Source organism: uncultured Dokdonia sp. (assembly GCF_947492815.1).
Classification (GTDB): Bacteria; Bacteroidota; Bacteroidia; order Flavobacteriales; family Flavobacteriaceae; genus Dokdonia.
Genome location: NZ_CANLOB010000010.1, coordinates 1 through 17,340, shown reverse-complemented (window position 1 = coordinate 17,340; position 17,340 = coordinate 1). Strand labels below are relative to the sequence as shown.

The window sequence follows — 17,340 nt, the reverse complement described above, 5'->3', positions numbered from 1 at the left end:
ATAGACTAATGCAACAACATAAAAAGTAATTTATATGATTCTCAGTTTAAAAAATGTTTCAAAAACATATAATAATGGGGTGAAAGCTCTAGATGATGTAACTATTGATATTAAAGCAGGAATGTTTGGTCTACTAGGCCCTAATGGAGCTGGAAAATCTTCTTTAATGCGAACTATAGCAACATTACAAACTCCAGATACAGGTCATATAGATTTTAATGGATTAGATATACTCGCTAATAAAAATGAATTCAGAAAACAATTAGGTTATCTTCCTCAAGAGTTTGGCGTATATCCTAAAATGAGCGCCAGCGATTTATTACATTATTTTGCCAGTCTAAAAGGGATCACTAATAAGAGTGAACGTAAAATTATAGTAGACAAAGCTTTAGAAGTAACAAACCTTAGTGACGTACGCAACAAACATGTAGCTGGGTATTCTGGTGGTATGAAGCAACGCTTTGGTATAGCACAATTACTACTTAATAATCCTAAATTGATTATTGTAGATGAACCTACAGCGGGCCTTGATCCAGCAGAGCGTCATCGATTCTTAAATGTATTACGAGAAATAGGGACGAATCATATTGTCATTTTCTCTACACATATTGTAGATGATGTAAAAGAGCTATGTACAGATATGGCTATTCTTAATGGAGGAACTATACTCGCTCAAAGTACCCCTAAAGAATTAGTGAGTAACTTGGAAGGTAAAATCTGGAAAACGAGTACAAGTCGAGATGAGATTGATACGTTGCAAGCTACACATAATGTGATTTCTTCAAGTTTCAATGATGCAAATGATCTTGATGTAAGAGTATATGGAGAGGTATCTCCTGGAGCGGCATTTCGATCGGTGTCTCCAACACTAGAAGACGTATACTTTACGACTCTTAATCAAAATAATCACGCAGAGACTCTTTAATCACTATGTTTAGTACCATCTATTTACACGAAATAAAAACATGGTTTAAGAAACCATTGTTTTACATATTTGCCTCCATTATGTTTTTACTCGGAGTGCTTATTATGGCGATAGGATTAGGCGTTTTTAGTAGCGATAATGTCACCGTTACAAGTAATGTATATCTTAATAGTCCATTAGCTATTACAGGGATTCTGTCACAGCTTTCTCTTCTCTCATATATGTTAATTCCTTCTATTACTGGAGGTACCATACATCGAGATTTTAAAAACAATATGCATAATGTATTGTATTCATACCCTCTGACAAAATTTAAATACCTGTTAGCTAAGTTTGCAGCGGGAATTACTATAAACTTAGGTATTGCGATTGCTATAATTTTAGGACTTCTAATTGGATCTGTTTTACCGGGTGTGAATGAGTCTTTATTAGGACCATTTCAACTTTGGAATTATATTCAGCCATTTGCTTTTATCATTTTTCCTAATGTGCTTTTTTACAGTGCTATTGTATTTGCTATTATCGTATTTACTAGAAATATGAATATTGGGTTTATGGTCATCCTAGCGATGATTATTATCCAACAAATTGCAGTGACCTCTTCAGGTAATGTAGATGATACGTTTTATTATTCATTATTTGATCCTATGGCGTCTGTAGCACTCCAAGAAATAACAGAGTATTGGACACCAATAGAACAGAATAAGCTTACAATTCCAATGACTGGAGTGCTTTTATATAATAGATTACTCTGGTGTGGAATCTCTTTAAGTATTTTATTCTTAATCATAAAGCGTTTTAATTTTGCTCAAAATGCAATGTCTTTTAGCTTCTCTAAAAAGAAAGTAGTAAAAGCTGTTAAAAAGAATTTTAGTAAAGTAGAACGTGTAATTATCCCCGAAGTAGCTACAGATTTTTCTTTTTCAGGAAAGTTAAAGACACTCTGGCATCTTATTAAAAATGATACACGCTACATCATTACTGGTTGGCCATTTATTATTATTACGTTTTTAGCTATTGTATTAACGTTTGTGATGATGAGTTTTTCTCAACTTATATTTAATACAGCTATTTTACCAAAAACGTGGACCATGCTAGCAGAACCATCTACGTATATGGTTTTATTCTCTTTTTTGTTAATTCATTTGTATTCAGGGTTTTTAATGGATCGTGCACGAATGGCACATTTGAATCAAATTGTAGATGTGACACCTACAAAAAATTGGATTTTTCTAGTTTCAAAAGGAGTGTCATTATTTATTATGACAGCCTTTTTACAGGCTATATTAATCTTTTGTGGACTTATTTTTCAAACCATAAAAGGTTTTTATGATTATCAAATTGATTTATACCTATTTCAAACCTTTTTTATCAACGTATTTCGTTATGTGCCATGGATTCTTTTAGCCTTATTGGTGCATACCTTAATTAAAAATAAATGGGTAGGTCTTGTTACGTTATTAATTATTGCTATTGCTGTTCCTCTATTACAAGGAGCTATAGGAGTAGAGCAAGCTATTTATGATTTTAATTCAGGAGGTACACCAAGCCCTTCAGACTTTAATGGATATGGAACAAGTTTAGCTAGGTTTTACACGTTTAGAGTGTATTGGATTTCGTTTGGAATCATTCTTTTAATGATCGCTATTGTATTTTATAGACGTGGTACAGGAATGAGTGTGAAGCATCGTTTAGCTTTCGCGAAAGCGAGATTAAATGCACCTATTATTTCGATTGCTGCTGTTAGTTTGGTCATCTTTTTAGGAATAGGAAGCTACTCATGGTATATCAATAATGTAGAGAATGAACGTCTTTCTGGTAAAGAAACCGAAGAATTACGTGTAAATGGAGAGCGTGAACTAGGAAAGTTTGCAGGAATACCGCAACCCAAACTTATTGCTGTAAATACATTTATGGATATGTATACAGAAGAGCGTAATTTTAAAGCGGGCGCTACTTTTACTATGGTAAATCAAGATAGTGTTGCTATAGATACACTGCATGTAACTTTAAGAGAATACCCAACTGAAATTACGCTAGATAGAAAGGCAAAAATAGTATACGAAAATGAAGATTATGACTATAGGATGTATCAGTTTGAAAAACCTATGCTTCCAGGAGATACGTTGATCTTTAAATTTACAACAGAAAATAAACCAAATATATTTTTAGATAATAATTCTCCTGTATCTACAAATGGAACGTTTGTAAATTCTTTTGAATTATTTCCTTCTATAGGATATAATGATGGTTTTGAAATTAGAAATACACAAGTAAGAGAGAAGTATAATCTTCCTCCAAAAGATAGATTACCAGATGTAGGTACTCCAGGCTCAAGAGACCGTAATTATTTAGGAGAATATAGTGACTGGATTGATTTTGAAGCAACCTTAAGTACTTCATCAGACCAGATCGCTATCGCACCAGGATATCTTATTAAAGAATGGAACGAAGATGGACGTAGGTATTTTCATTATAAGATGGATTCAAAAATGTTAAATTTTTATTCTTTCTTAAGTGGTGAATATGAAGTCATGAGAGAAGAATATAAAGGCATTAATCTTGAAATTTACCATCACCCAGATCATACATATAATCTAGACCGTATGATGAAAGGAATGAAAGAAGGGCTTGATTATTTTAATGCAAATTATACACCATATCAACATAGACAAGTACGTATCATTGAATTTCCTAAACAGAAAGGAAGCTTTGCGCAAGCATTTGCAAATACCATCCCTTTTAGTGAAGGCGTAGGTTTTGTGGCAGATGTAGATGATGAAGATCAAGATGCCGTAGATTATCCACTTGCTATTACCGCACATGAATTAGCACACCAGTGGTGGGCACACCAAGTGATAGGAGCACAGGCCAAAGGAGCAACACTTCTGTCAGAGAGTATGTCGGAGTATAGTTCGTTAAAAGTACTTGAAAGTGTATATGGAAAAAATCAGATGCGTAGATTTTTAAAAGATGCAATGAATGGGTATTTAACAGGAAGAACTAATGAGAGTATTAAAGAGCAACCGTTAATGTATAATGAAAACCAACAATATATTCATTATCAAAAAGGCTCACTAGTACTATATGCAATTAGTGATTATATCGGAGAAGAGAACTTTAATAAAGTGGCTAAGAACTTTGCAGAAAAGTATCAATTTAAAGGAAACCCATATCCAGTAGCTACCGAGTTTGTAGACGATATTAGAAAAGTAACTCCAGACTCTTTACAGTACTTGATTACAGACATGTTTGAGACCATTACCTTGTATGATAATAAGGTAGATGATGCAACATATACAGCGTTGCCAAATGGGAAGTATGCAGTAAACGTAAAAGCTGTTGTAAGTAAGTATAGATCCTATGAAAAAGGGAAGAAAGACTATAAGTCAGCACAAGGAGATAGTTTGACCTATACACCAGAAGGAAAAGAAGATGCTATAGTATCTATGCCTCTTGCAGACTATATTGAAATAGGAGTTTTTGGAGAGAAGGATAAGGAATCGGGCAACGAAAATGTATTATTCCTTAAGAAATTGAAAGTAAATGAGATTCATAATAGCTTTGATATTATCGTAGATGAAAAACCTGTAGAAGCAGGTATAGATCCATTTAGTAAACTAATTGATCGTCGCGCTAGAGATAATAGAAAGAAAGTCTCTGAGGCTTCAGATTCGTCAGAATAGTTTTGATCTTAAATTCATATAAACACTCTAGTACCTATAGGTATTAGAGTGTTTTTTATTAGTGAAACACTGTTTTGTGAAGTCTGTAAGATGCATACAAAATAGATCGTTGAACCTGCCTCTGCCGACAGGCAGGCTAACCCTACTTTTTCAGCGGGATCTTTTTTATACATATTAACACTATGCGCTCTCTTGTGTCGTGAACCTTATAAAGTCCGCTTTCGCGAAAGCTTACTCAAGAATTAATTCAGTAGCTCCTGAAACCAAATTAATATGACAGCAATCTGTAGCTACCATATAATTACTAGTGATAACTTCTACATCATTGATAAAACCTCTTATTTGAAGTTCAGCTTCTTGGTTTATTGAAAATGTACCATCACCAGCTATGGGATATACTCCTGTTTGTTGTGCTGCTTCAAATTCTTCATCAGAAGAGAACGTAGGGAGGTTTTCTCCATTTTCTAAATTAATGATCTCATAGGCATCTAATGCCACAGGATTTCCATCTGCATCTTGTATAAACACCGTAATGGATCTAAGTTCCAATGTGCAGAATATCTCATCACATTCACTGTTATCATTAGTATCATCATCATTATTACAGGATAGTTGAGCAAAGGATAAAGACAATAGTAAAAAAAGAAAAGCTTGTTTAGATAGATACTTCATACAATTTATTGTTTTATTAATAGATTCTAAAACAATGATTAGGTTGCGCTATGTGATGTTAAGAAAGTGTTCTCTGTAAAATTATTCTTGATCTAGGAGAAGAATAGTTTGTAATAGCACATTGGCGCCATTTGCCATGTCTTCAGCAGAAGTATACTCTTTTGGAGAATGGCTAATTCCATTTTTACTAGGAATAAAAATCATTCCCGTAGGTGCGATGAGTGCCATATCCTGTGCATCATGTCCTGCACCACTTTGCATTTGTATTTGTGATAACCCTAAAGTTTTTGTGGCTTTTGCAATTTGTTGTTGAATGCGCGTATCTGTAAGCGCTGGTTTTCCAGTGGTAGAAAGTGCTGTAAAAGTGATTTTGGTATTCGTTTCTTTGACGATTTCTTGTCCTCTCTTTTCAATAGCAGCATATACCTCTTTAATTTTTTTCGCCGAAAGGTCACGTATTTCTAAACTCAAGGTTACTTTTCCAGGAATTACATTGGGAGCGCCAGGTGCTGCTTGGATACGACCTACCGTGCCGACTTGCTTCCCTTCAAAACTTGTTGTGACTTCATTTACTGCAATAATAAATTGAGCCGCAGTTAAAAGTGCATCTTGACGCGCATTCATTGGGGTTGTGCCTGCATGATTGGCAAACCCTTCTATCGTGACATCCCACCAGTTTAAACCTACAATTCCTTCAACGACTCCAATATCAATTTGCTCTTGATCCAGAATGCCACCTTGTTCAATATGTAATTCTAAAAAAGCAGCAAGTGATCCTTTTGTACGAATTACCTCTTTAAGTTTTGTAGGATCTCCTCCTAACACTTTGATCCCATCTCCCATAGATATTCCTGTACTATTGACAATAGTCAAAGCATCTGCTGGTAACTCTCCTGCTAAGGCACGACTCCCCATTACACCGCCTTCTTCATTAGAAAAAATAATCAATTCTAAAGGATGTTGTGTCGTGATATTGTTTTCTTGTAAGGTCTTCACCACCTCAATAGCCGCCATAGACCCAACACAACCATCATAATTCCCACCATCAGGAACTGTATCGGTGTGTGAGCCAAAGGCAATGGGTTTTTTGGATGGGTCTGATCCTGCTTTTCTACCAATAATATTCCCTGCATAATCAATGCTCACTTCAAGCCCAGCATCTTTCATTAAAGAAATAAGATGCGTTCTACTCTCAATATCTGCCTGACTAAACGCTACACGACTGGTTTCTCCATTTTCCTTTTTTCCAAACTCTGCCAGCTCAAAAATAGATTTCTCCAAACGGTCTTGATTGACTTTTGGCATTTGTGCATACGTAATGGATAGAATTAAAAAGAAGGTTAGAAAAGAGAGTGTTGTCTTCATAAGATGGTTGGTTTGTTATAACTACGATCGTTATTGTGTTATGAAGAAAAAGGTACGATAAAAAATGGTTTTACTTGTACCTGTCTATGGTATTATGAATGTAGTAGGGAAGTTGACGCTTTATTTTAAGCTGTTATCAATAATGCTTTTATAGAATAGGCGGATGCAGTTGTTAGAATTCTTTTAACCAAAATAGACTATCCATTTTTTCTTGATTGTTTTTTAATTTCGTGTGTAAGATAACCAGGCTGTCATTTCTAAGCCATCGAACATTTATAACACTATCAATTCGTTCATTCCTATTGTTACCGGAAAAATAAGTTCTGAACACGATTCCAGAAGAAATTTTGTTTGGTGTTCTTATAACTTGAATCTTATTATGAACCCCATCTTGAATTTCAAACCAGTTTGTAAATATTTTTAGCTCGTTTCCATTGCTGCTTTTGGTTTCAAATTTTACTTTTTGAAAGCTCTTTTTTATATCTGAACTATAATAGATAATCATCAAAATAGCTATTAAAATGGGAGCGTATTTCTTAAAGAGTTGCGACATGATTTTCTTGCTATATAAGTAAAAGTTTATTGTACTCATGGGGTGAAACTTTATACGCTTTCGCGAAAGCGTATAAAAAAAGCATACAATATAGATGTTGTAAATAACGTAAAATGATCTTTACAGCATTAAATTAGCACTTTTATTAACGGTAAGAGTAAACAATTTTTATTGTATAGGTTCCCAAATAGCTTTTGTTGGTTTCTTTCCAGTTAAGGTTTCAAGGATATTCATGATAAAATCGTTTTCTTCTTCTCCGCTATCTTCAACCATTTGTTTGAAACCTATGGTTCCTAACGAAAACAAGTGCGTGATATCAATTTTCCATACATCATCCTCACGATAGAAGTGGAAGAAAAAAGGAGTTTCTTGACCACTCACAACAAACACTGCTTTTGAAAAATTACCTTCTGTAACGACATCTCCCAATGTAGCATTTACGACACTGCTTTTTCCAATCATTCCATTATCTATCGCATAGATAAATAAATCTTTCCCACTAAAACTGAGTAAATCTTTTTTGGCTATTCGATGTCTCATCGTTAATACCGTAAGCTTATCTACAATCCCCATCGCATTTACTTTTGAAGAATCGGCTGTTTTTACTTCATTTAAAATTGTCGAATAATAATTGATAGTTCGACTATCAACAAAATCTGATGCTACTTTTCCTTTATCCGTAAGGATTGCATTTTTATAATTGTCAAATGATTTTAAGACTAATTCTTTATCTGATTGTGCATAGCTATTGAAGGATAAAAAGAGGAGTACTATCAAGGCGATTGCTTGATGTATGTTTTTTGTTGAAATGACCATATGTTCTTATTTTCTATTTACGATCCAATTAATATCAGTTTGTAAGGTATTATGTGTTTTAGACTCTTTGATTCCTATAAAACCAGAAATGAAATTCATATCAATTTCTGTATCAAAAAATTTCCATTTAAATGGAACAGTAGATAGTCCTGATGGAAAATCATCTATTTTTAGCATCATATCATTAGCATTTACAAATCTAGGATTCCTAATAACTACTTTATGAATCTTAATGTTATAATCGTCAAAACTTACATCTTCAATTCGAATAGTTTTTAAGATCTGTTCTTTTGTAACAGTGCTTTTACTATAGTCAATATGACCATGCTCTTCTATTATATTTGTTTTTGTATATGGGAAGAAATCAGCGATCCAACCCGTAATGAAAGGACCGCCAGATTCATTGTTTTCTTTGTATATCGAATTCCAAAAGTCAGTGTTAGATACGCCTTCCAACGTTTGAATAATTTTATTAATGTTTAAAATAATAGGGTCAATCCACCAGTCTAATTGATATTTTTTTAATGCTTCTAAAGCCGTTATCATTTTGTTATAATCCTCAACAGTTCCTCTAATTTCTATTTCAGGAATACCACATAAAGAGATAAATTCATAATCAAAATAGTTTGACATGGCATCCATAAATGCAATTTCGAAAGCATTTATTTCTTTTTTTGTTGATGTAGAAAATTCTAAAATAACATTATGATATACATCGTCTTGTAGTATTTGTGCGATTTTTTTTGTGAACTCAGGAAATACTTCTTCCCAAGGATTATCTCCTCCAATGACAAAATCATCCCTTCTCACCTGAATGGTCTGCTTTTCGTTTACTCCTAACATATCTTTAAAATCCTCCGAATAAAGTTTGATATGTTCAGCAAAACCTTGACAGATTAATAACCAAATATCATCAGGAGTTATAGATATAGGTTTGTGTTGGTTGAAAGCAAACTGAAGCATCAATAAAAAATGATTTGCATTTATTTTTTCCTTATGGAGTTCAATATAGGATGCATTTTTAGCTATCGAAGATCCTTCGGGTATATTAGGTACAATAGATGTGAGCATCGAATTTCCGTCAACAGTAGCTAGCGCTTCTGTATTTATTGTAACATCTGCTACTTTTATAATTATACTTTTGTCTTCTATACTGTTCATTAATGATATTGTATTTTAGAAATTCTGCTATAATTCAGATATCAATTCTGAGTTAACTTTAGGGTTATTTTTAATATTTTCTTTTAACTCAATAATTGATTTTCCAGCGATGTATTTAGAACCGTTATTTTCAATTCGGTTTAGCATTATAATTCCCATGTGAGAAGGTTTACGTAGTAAGGAATCATACAAGAATGCTTCATACCTAAGAGTTTCTAATCCGTGTAAAACTGTCCAGAAAACACCAGCTCCATCATCATTTGGATATCGTTCAAAAACTTCAAAAAGCGATTTAATGGCAAGTTCCGGGTTTTCACTTTTCCAAAGCTCCTCTACAAGCTCGTCCAATCTAAACCAATTTCCATCTACAGGTGTAAAAGACGCTATTTTAGCTATTATTTCTTTTGTTGATTTCATTTTCTACCACGTTAGAATAGTTTAGCGTATGATTTGTTATGAAGTAATTATCCTAGTTTTCAATTAGGATTTGTATACATCTAAGGCTATTAAATTTTCTATACCTGCGTTTAAAGTTAACTAAATTTCACTAATGTGTTATAGGTATTATTAACGATCGTTGCAATAGTTATATAAACTCTGTATTTTGCTTATAAAATCACTTTGTATGAGATGTTGTTTTCTCCTTTTAGTTATTTATTCCTCTTTGCTACAGTCTCAAAGTATGGATATTAAAACCAATGCGTCTTATCATTTAAAAGGAAATGTGAAGCATTATATCAAAGAGCATGTAGTCAAACCAAAACGAGTACGTGGTTCTGTTGCTATTGATAGTCTTAATCATGGAAAATGGATTCATTACTCTATGTATGTTGATATTCCAAGAAAACAGGAACTTACATTTAATGAAAAAGGATTTTTGATATATGATAAAGGAATTAGATTCCCTACTAATGGAGGTGATTGGGAAAATAGGTATGAATATTATAAAACTGGGGACACACTCTCATTTCGTAAATATCAAAATGATAAAAATCAAGAGGTAACTTTTGATTATGAGTTTATGTATGAAGGTGAAAATATGGTGGAAGAATACTCACGTGAGACACGTAATTTCAAAGGGTTTACTGACTTTATAACCATAAGGGTTCAAAACATATATAATATCAAAGGGTTACTTGTAGAAGTTAAAGAACAAAAAATAGAAAAAAAGAGTAATGGTGATTTAGATACCATAAACTCTGGTAAAAAAATAACATACATTCTAGGCAAACGATGGAAAACAGAACGGTCTTATAACGGTAGACCGAGTTATAAGTATTACTATCCGTTTAAAGGCTGTAATAAGTTTTTTTCTGAGGTTGATAGTTTGTTCGATAACAATAATAAACTAATGTCCATTAAAAGACTTATGGTTGCTGATAATATTGAAATCTCTGAAGATTATAATATAAAGTACCCTTCTATAGAAAAGTGCATTACAACCTATGATGAATTAGGTCGTGTTATAGACAGAACAACGATTAATTACAATGATCTCATTGAAACAGGAAATCAAGCATTCACATCTACTTTTCGAGAAGTTTATGTTTATGATACGAATAATAAAAACAGGATAAGATCTGCTACGGTGTTTGATGTTAATGAAGAAACTAATACGTTAGGCGAGAAACTTCTTTCAAGAGACTCAAATGAAGATGGAAGAATGACGACTTTAATCACACAAAGTATTAACAGAAGGTTTGAATACTTTAAAGATGTAAAAGGAAATGTAATAAAAAAGATACAAACAGATATCCAAGCAAACCAAGACGAAACCTCTGAGGTTACTACCTATGCTTACGACCATATGAATAACTTAGTTCATGAAAAGACCATAAACTCAGATGGAGAAGTGCTTTTTGATATAAGACATACTATCACCTATTTTGATTAAAATGACAGTTATGTTTGATGTAAGAATATAAGTGCGTTGGTTTGTGAAAAGTAGTGTGTGATATTTTTTTAACCCGGATTATGCAATAGAACTTCGTAATGAGGGTTTAATACTCTTCATCCAATAATCTCTGAAATCGCCAATCTGCCACTTTTCGAATGCGGATCATTCTGTCTGCTATTTCAGGGTTGTAGGAGCATCTAGACTCATCAAATCCTATCCAGTTGGGGAAATATTTTTTAGCCATTTCAAAAATACGTTATCAAATTTTTTAGAACGCATCACTCCGACATCATTTTCAGGTCCCGCAACTAACGTCATGCGATGATGAATTACGTGTTTAATGCATCTATTAGATGACGGCTCCTAACCTCCCATAATCCTTCATCTTCCCAAATAAAGGCTCCAGACATACCTTCATGTTTCATTTTTGGGTCTATGATGTTAGTACTTGTAGGTAATGTACCCTTATTAATAAAGAGTACCCTCCAATACCATATGTGAGGATGAGGTTTATTATTAGCAAATTGTTGTTATATAGAAATACTAGTGTGTTTCTATATAATAGAATTGAAAGACTGAGTTATTAAAAGAAAATGAACTAAAGGAAAGCTTCTTAATAATAGTATATACAAGCTAACAATTAATTATATAGGTTATTTATTTTCAGTTTCTTTTTTTGAATCAATAAGTTTAATTATTACATTCAACGAGGACTTTATTTTATCCGATTTACTTTTTTTATGCATTAGCTCTGCTTTATTTTTCATTCCGCTATACTTCGCATTCGGATAAAGCTCGATTAATTCAATAAAATATTTGTTGATTCCTTCAGCAAGTTTTGCTTTACCTTCTTCCGTAAAAGCTTTTTCGTTATTTATCTCGTCTAAATAAATCAGGTAATTACTAATTAAAGTATTAATGTTTGACTTAATATTATTTTTAACTCTTAAAGAATTAGGGTCATCCGCATTTTCTTTTATTTGATCGTTTCCTAGTTTGAAGTATTTTAGTTGAAGTGATAAACCAAAATGCCAAACTGTAAGCATTTCTATATCATATAAATATTGATCTTTTCTGTCAAGTGCACTATAGATTTTATTCATATTTTTCCACTCTTCAAAGAATTTTTCTGCAACTTCATTCCTGTGTTTAAGCCCTAACTCATTATCATCAAGAACAATTTTAAAATTCTGTTGATCAGTCAGTTTTTCTATAATAATTCTAGTTTGCGGGTCGTCAAAAGCTGGTAGTTTTTCATCAGTCTCATACCCATAGTTTAGTTCAAAAACTACTTTATCATAGTCGTTTAAATCCCAATAGCGTTTATCAGTTGGAAATTCATGTTTTTCTGTTTTACAATTTATAAGTGTTATGCTTATTAAAGCAAAAAATATAATCCTAACTCTATTCATTAAATTCGATTTTTATTTTTTTATACTCGATCAATATATTTAGTAAACTGTCAATTTCTTTCTCGTATCTTTTTTGTTCACTTAAAACATAACTATGGAAAGTGTTGTAGTCATATTCTTTTTGAAATATTCTTTCTTCTTTTTCTGTTTGTTGAATTATTTTCTCAATCTTATTTTTGTCAAATTTATTAAGTTTTGATATTTTTTCTTTTGCTTTTCTTGAAAACAATTCAGTAATTTTTATATGATATTTTTCATGTGTTAAGAGCTCTTTGCTGTTGGTGCTCTTTTTGTAAACAAATGAACGCGATGGATAAAAAAGAGATTGAACAGTTACAGAATTGTTGTCAATGTCACTCTCTATTGATGTAACAACATATGCAAATCTTTTGCTTCCATAAAGTGATTTTTTAAAAAACTCTAACCCTCTAAAATTCTCAAAGGTTATCTGATTGTATTTATCAAAAGTCATAGGCTTTTCATAATTCAAATAATTGTTATGGCTTAAGATTGCAAACCCTATGATTACAGGTGTTATTATGGCTAAACTATATATTAGAATTTTTTTGAATTTCCTTAAAGGAATTTTATTCCCTTTTCTATGCTCTTTTATCACCACGCTTAATTGATAAAAAACAGGTGAGAAATATATAAGAATTATTAATATTGCTATTAGATTGTCGTTCATTTGTTTTGGATATTCATAACTCCTTATAACAAATATATAAGATATATGTTCCATTATTTATAGTACAAATCTAATCGAATATTATAAATTCAACTACCCAAACAAAAAAAGCCAGACACGTACACATATGTCTGACTTTTCAAGAAACCTAGCATTGCTGCTATGGCTAAAACTATTTTTAGATAATCGTGCTTTGTCCCACAAATATGTTTTCAAAATTGCGATTAGGATCTTCTGGATTCATGATAAAATCGGCAATAAAATCACCTACTTTTGAGGTGCCAAATGGATTTTCGGCATTCAAATCTTCTGTGGTAAACCCAAGTTCTAATGATTTTTCAACGGCTTCTTCTACCAGTGCTGCTTCTTTGTGTAAATTCAAGTGACGTAATAACATCGCGGCACTTAAAATACTTGCTAACGGATTGGCAATATCCTTCCCGGTCGCTTGTGGAAAACTCCCATGAATAGGCTCAAATAATGCATTGTCTGTCCCAATAGATGCCGAAGCTAATAATCCTATCGAACCGCCTATTACGCTTGCTTCATCAGAGATAATATCACCAAATAAATTCTCTGTTAGAATCACATCAAATTGCTTTGGGTTGAGGATCATTTGCATGGCCGCATTATCTACAAATAGAAAATCAAGTGCTACATCTGGATACTCTTTTGCTATTTCTGTCACGGTTTTACGCCATAAACGCGATGTTTCCAACACATTTGCCTTATCGACAAGGGTGAGTTTACGCTTTCGCGAAAGCGCTTCTTTAAACGCCAAATGCGCAATACGACTAATCTCTTCTACCGAATAGGAACATCCATCGGAAGCTATTTGACCATCGTCACTTAAGTGTTTTTCTCCAAAATAAATCCCACCTGTGAGTTCGCGATAAATAGAAATATCGGTTCCCACAATACGCTCTTTTTTCAAAGGCGAACGTTCAATAAGTTGATTGTAGGCCTTTACAGGTCTGATATTACAGAAAAGTCCAAGTGATTTACGAAGTCGTAATAACCCTTGCTCAGGACGTACCTTTGCATTTGGATCATTATCATATTTTGGATGCCCAATCGCACCAAATAAAATAGCATCGGCAGCTTCACAAATATCAATCGTTTCTTCAGGTAATGGATTTCCTGTTGCATCTATAGCACACGCACCCATTAATGCAGGTGTATAGGTGAAGTGATGATCAAACATATCTGCAATAGCATCAAGCGCTTTTTGAGCCTGTGCTGTTACTTCGGGTCCTATCCCATCTCCAGGGATTACTGCAATGTTGTAGTTCATAATATATGCCTCGTCTATGTACGAGGATCTTTTTAATTCGTTTTATACTTCCTTTTAATAAGGGTTATTTTATTTTATTCCCGCGAAGGCGGGAATCTTATCATTAGTATACGAGTCGGTCATTTCGATACTATTTTGGTATTTCGCTAGTCGCTACATACTAAAATCACTCAATGTCCTTTATTTTTATTTATATTCCTGTTCTTCAATCCCTCACTTCGACAGGTGTTATGCTGAGCTTGTCGAAGTACTCAGTGTGACACCTTTCTAGGAGAGAATTTTCATTTCATTCCCGCCCTTCGTCTATCGCTCAGGATAAACTCCGGCGAGAATCTCATTAGTATACGATTCGGTGATTTCGATACGATTTTAAACTTCACTTTGTTACGTTTTAAAATCACTCAATCACCTTTCATTTCAAATAGAGTAACACTCTATTTTAGAGTAGTACTCTATTTTGATTTTTGTATTTCGTATTTCAAAATACCATTCGTTCTTTCTCAAATGCCTCAATCGTATCTTTTTTACTCACTAAAAAGTCAATATCATCATACCCATTGATCAGACACACTTTCTTGTACGGGTCTATCTCAAATTCCGCTTTCGCGAAAGAGGTCTCCACCACCTGATTTTCCAAATCGACTGTGATTTTTGTTGCTGGATTTTCTTGAACAGTCGTAAGTAATTGTTTTAAAAAATCGGGAGATACCTGAATAGGAAGCAGTCCATTATTAAGTGCATTTCCTTTAAAGATATCGGCAAAAAAGCTTGAAATCACCACCTTTAAACCGTATCCAGCAATCGCCCATGCGGCGTGCTCACGACTCGAACCACAACCAAAATTGTCACCAGCAACGAGGATTTGTGCCCCTTTGTATTGCGGTGCGTTTAATGGGAAATCCATATTGAGATTTCCATCACTATCATAGCGCCAATCTCTAAATACATTATCACCAAATCCCTTCTTATCGGTTGCTTTTAAGAAACGCGCAGGAATAATCTGATCGGTATCTATGTTTTCAATAGGTAACGGAATGGCTGTTGTTGTTAATGTTGTAAATTTTTCCATTACGTAAGTATAGTTTTAGTGATATCTACTATTTTTCCTTCTATGGCAGTAGCTGCTGCTACCAGCGGACTTGCCAGTATGGTACGAGATCCTTGTCCTTGACGTCCTTCAAAGTTTCTGTTGGACGTAGAGACACAATACTCCCCTGCAGGAATTTTATCGTCATTCATCGCTAGACATGCAGAACATCCCGGCTCTCTTAATGTAAATCCTGCATTTTTAAACACCTCATCAAGACCTTCTTCTTCTAGTTGTTTTACAACTTGTTGCGATCCTGGTACCAACCAAGCGTTTACATTGGATGCTTTTTGTTTTCCTTTTACATAGCTGGCTGCGACTCTAAAATCTTCAATACGAGAATTGGTACAACTTCCTATAAACACATAATTAATTGTGGTGTCTAGTAATTGAGACCCGCCTTTAAAATCCATGTATTCTAAGGCTTTTTCAAAGGTCATATCGCCTGTTTCTGGGATATGCTCATTTATTTTGATGCCCATACCGGGATTGGTTCCATAGGTAAGCATCGGTGCAATAGCTGCGGCATCAAAGTGATATTCTTTATCAAACGTAGCATCTGCATCGGTAGGAAGTGTTTTCCAGTAGGATACCGCTTTCGCGAAACTTGTGCTGAGCGAAGTCGAAGTAGCATCATCATTTCTAGGAGCAAATTTCTTTCCTTCTATATAATCAAATGTTGTTTGGTCTGGTGCAATCATGCCGCCACGAGCCCCCATTTCGATACTCATATTACAAACGGTCATACGGCCTTCCATAGACATTTCTTCAAAGACATTTCCTGCATATTCGCAGAAATAACCTGTACCGGCATTGGTGCCTATTTGCGAGATTATATATAAGATCACATCTTTAGGTAATACACCAGGCGCTAAGGTTCCATTGACGCTAACGCGGAGACTTTTTGGTTTTTTAAGTAAAAGACTTTGGCTCGCAAATACTTGTGCTACTTGGCTGGTGCCAATACCAAAAGCGATACTTCCAAAAGCACCATGTGTACTGGTATGGCTATCACCACATACCATGGTCATGCCGGGTTGTGTGATGCCTAATTCTGGAGCCATTACGTGCACAATCCCATTGTATTGATGTCCTAATCCGTATAAGGTAATTCCATGCTTCTCACAATTTTTAGTGAGTTGCTCGAGTTGATTTCGCGAAAGCGGATCCTGAACAGGCAAATGCTGATTTACGGTAGGTGTATTATGATCTGCCGTGGCTACAATCTGATCTGGACGTGCAATAGGAATCCCTCTTGCTTCCAGCTCATTAAATGCCTGCGGACTCGTGACCTCGTGTATTAAATGTTTGTCGATATATAAAATCTGAGGCCCATCGGGTATGGTATCTACCACGTGTGCATCCCAAACTTTATCAAATAATGTTTTTCCCATGTGTACGCCCATTAAGGCTGGTGTTATATCCGTATGATGTATTAGAAAATCTATTACGAGGTTCTAATTCATCATTCGGATTAAAATTTGACTTTATATGTATGTAAAATTAGCTGTTTCTTATAGCTATCTAATTATTTTTTAATTCTTTATACTGAAATGACTGAATTTTGATTCCCGTGAAGACGGGAATCTCATTCTAATTACCATAATCATTTAATCATATCGATAGGAGGAGAGATTATACAGGTAACACAACGTTATACTTACTGTTATGCGATTTCTCGTCACTCGTTCCTCGTTCTGTCGAAATTGTAAAGGTTACCTAATTCGTTGACAGTTTTGATTAAATTTATTAGGTGCTAACCCGTCTAAGCTTTGATGTGGTCT

14 protein-coding genes are annotated in these 17,340 nt (G+C 34.0%); 3 read left to right on the top strand and 11 right to left on the bottom strand.

Features of this window, described 5'->3' with window-relative positions; translation table 11 throughout:
- Positions 1-34 precede the first annotated feature (34 nt).
- Together Q1A01_RS11110 and Q1A01_RS11105 are read left to right on the top strand one after the other, a co-directional pair.
- Entirely contained in the window at positions 35-925 is an 891-nt protein-coding gene (locus Q1A01_RS11110) for an ABC transporter ATP-binding protein (RefSeq protein WP_299680382.1), read from the top strand.
- A 5-nt stretch (positions 926-930) separates the two neighbouring features.
- Positions 931-4,611, top strand: coding sequence for a M1 family aminopeptidase (locus tag Q1A01_RS11105; protein ID WP_299680379.1), 3,681 nt, complete (start codon positions 931-933; stop codon positions 4,609-4,611).
- 231 nt (positions 4,612-4,842) lie between these two features.
- Here the strand turns inward: Q1A01_RS11105 and Q1A01_RS11100 are convergent, their stop codons facing one another.
- From Q1A01_RS11100 to Q1A01_RS11075, 6 genes are all read right to left on the bottom strand, one after another.
- Positions 4,843-5,283 carry a hypothetical protein gene (locus Q1A01_RS11100; RefSeq protein ID WP_299680376.1) on the bottom strand — a complete coding sequence of 147 codons (441 nt, stop codon included), beginning with the start codon at positions 5,281-5,283 and terminating at the stop codon, positions 4,843-4,845.
- Positions 5,284-5,364: 81 nt separating this feature from the next.
- A complete protein-coding gene (locus Q1A01_RS11095) occupies positions 5,365-6,648 on the bottom strand; it encodes a Zn-dependent hydrolase (RefSeq protein ID WP_299680373.1) in 1,284 nt (427 codons plus the stop codon).
- 172 nt (positions 6,649-6,820) lie between these two features.
- Complete coding sequence (locus Q1A01_RS11090) at positions 6,821-7,240, bottom strand: hypothetical protein (RefSeq protein WP_299680370.1); 420 nt, start codon at positions 7,238-7,240, stop codon at positions 6,821-6,823.
- Positions 7,241-7,369: 129 nt separating this feature from the next.
- On the bottom strand, positions 7,370-8,017 hold the full coding sequence (locus Q1A01_RS11085) for a hypothetical protein (RefSeq protein WP_299680367.1): 648 nt from the start codon (positions 8,015-8,017) through the stop codon (positions 7,370-7,372).
- A gap of 6 nt (positions 8,018-8,023) precedes the next feature.
- Complete coding sequence (locus tag Q1A01_RS11080) at positions 8,024-9,178, bottom strand: DUF4419 domain-containing protein (protein ID WP_299680364.1); 1,155 nt, start codon at positions 9,176-9,178, stop codon at positions 8,024-8,026.
- Between the two features lie 27 nt (positions 9,179-9,205).
- Positions 9,206-9,595 (bottom strand): hypothetical protein, encoded by a 390-nt coding sequence (locus tag Q1A01_RS11075; protein WP_299680362.1) that lies wholly within the window; start codon positions 9,593-9,595, stop codon positions 9,206-9,208.
- Between the two features lie 265 nt (positions 9,596-9,860).
- Between Q1A01_RS11075 and Q1A01_RS11070 the strand changes: the two genes are divergently transcribed.
- Complete coding sequence (locus tag Q1A01_RS11070) at positions 9,861-11,072, top strand: hypothetical protein (protein WP_299680359.1); 1,212 nt, start codon at positions 9,861-9,863, stop codon at positions 11,070-11,072.
- Between the two features lie 656 nt (positions 11,073-11,728).
- On the opposite strand, the gene Q1A01_RS11065 is transcribed toward Q1A01_RS11070, so the two are convergent.
- From Q1A01_RS11065 to leuC, 5 genes are all read right to left on the bottom strand, one after another.
- A complete protein-coding gene (locus Q1A01_RS11065) occupies positions 11,729-12,487 on the bottom strand; it encodes a hypothetical protein (RefSeq protein WP_299680356.1) in 759 nt (252 codons plus the stop codon).
- Complete coding sequence (locus tag Q1A01_RS11060; protein WP_299680353.1) at positions 12,480-13,175, bottom strand: hypothetical protein; 696 nt, start codon at positions 13,173-13,175, stop codon at positions 12,480-12,482. Before Q1A01_RS11060 ends, Q1A01_RS11065 begins: the two co-directional genes overlap by 8 nt.
- Before the next feature lie 178 nt (positions 13,176-13,353).
- Positions 13,354-14,469 carry a 3-isopropylmalate dehydrogenase gene (gene leuB / locus Q1A01_RS11055; protein WP_299680350.1) on the bottom strand — a complete coding sequence of 372 codons (1,116 nt, stop codon included), beginning with the start codon at positions 14,467-14,469 and terminating at the stop codon, positions 13,354-13,356.
- Positions 14,470-14,947: 478 nt separating this feature from the next.
- The gene (gene leuD / locus Q1A01_RS11050; RefSeq protein WP_299680347.1) at positions 14,948-15,538 is read right to left on the bottom strand and encodes a 3-isopropylmalate dehydratase small subunit; all 591 of its coding nucleotides are present in this window, start codon (positions 15,536-15,538) and stop codon (positions 14,948-14,950) included.
- Positions 15,538-16,950, bottom strand: a complete 1,413-nt coding sequence (gene leuC, locus Q1A01_RS11045; protein WP_299680680.1) for a 3-isopropylmalate dehydratase large subunit — start codon at positions 16,948-16,950, stop codon at positions 15,538-15,540. Before leuC ends, leuD begins: the two co-directional genes overlap by 1 nt.
- Between the last annotated feature and the right edge of the window lie 390 nt (positions 16,951-17,340).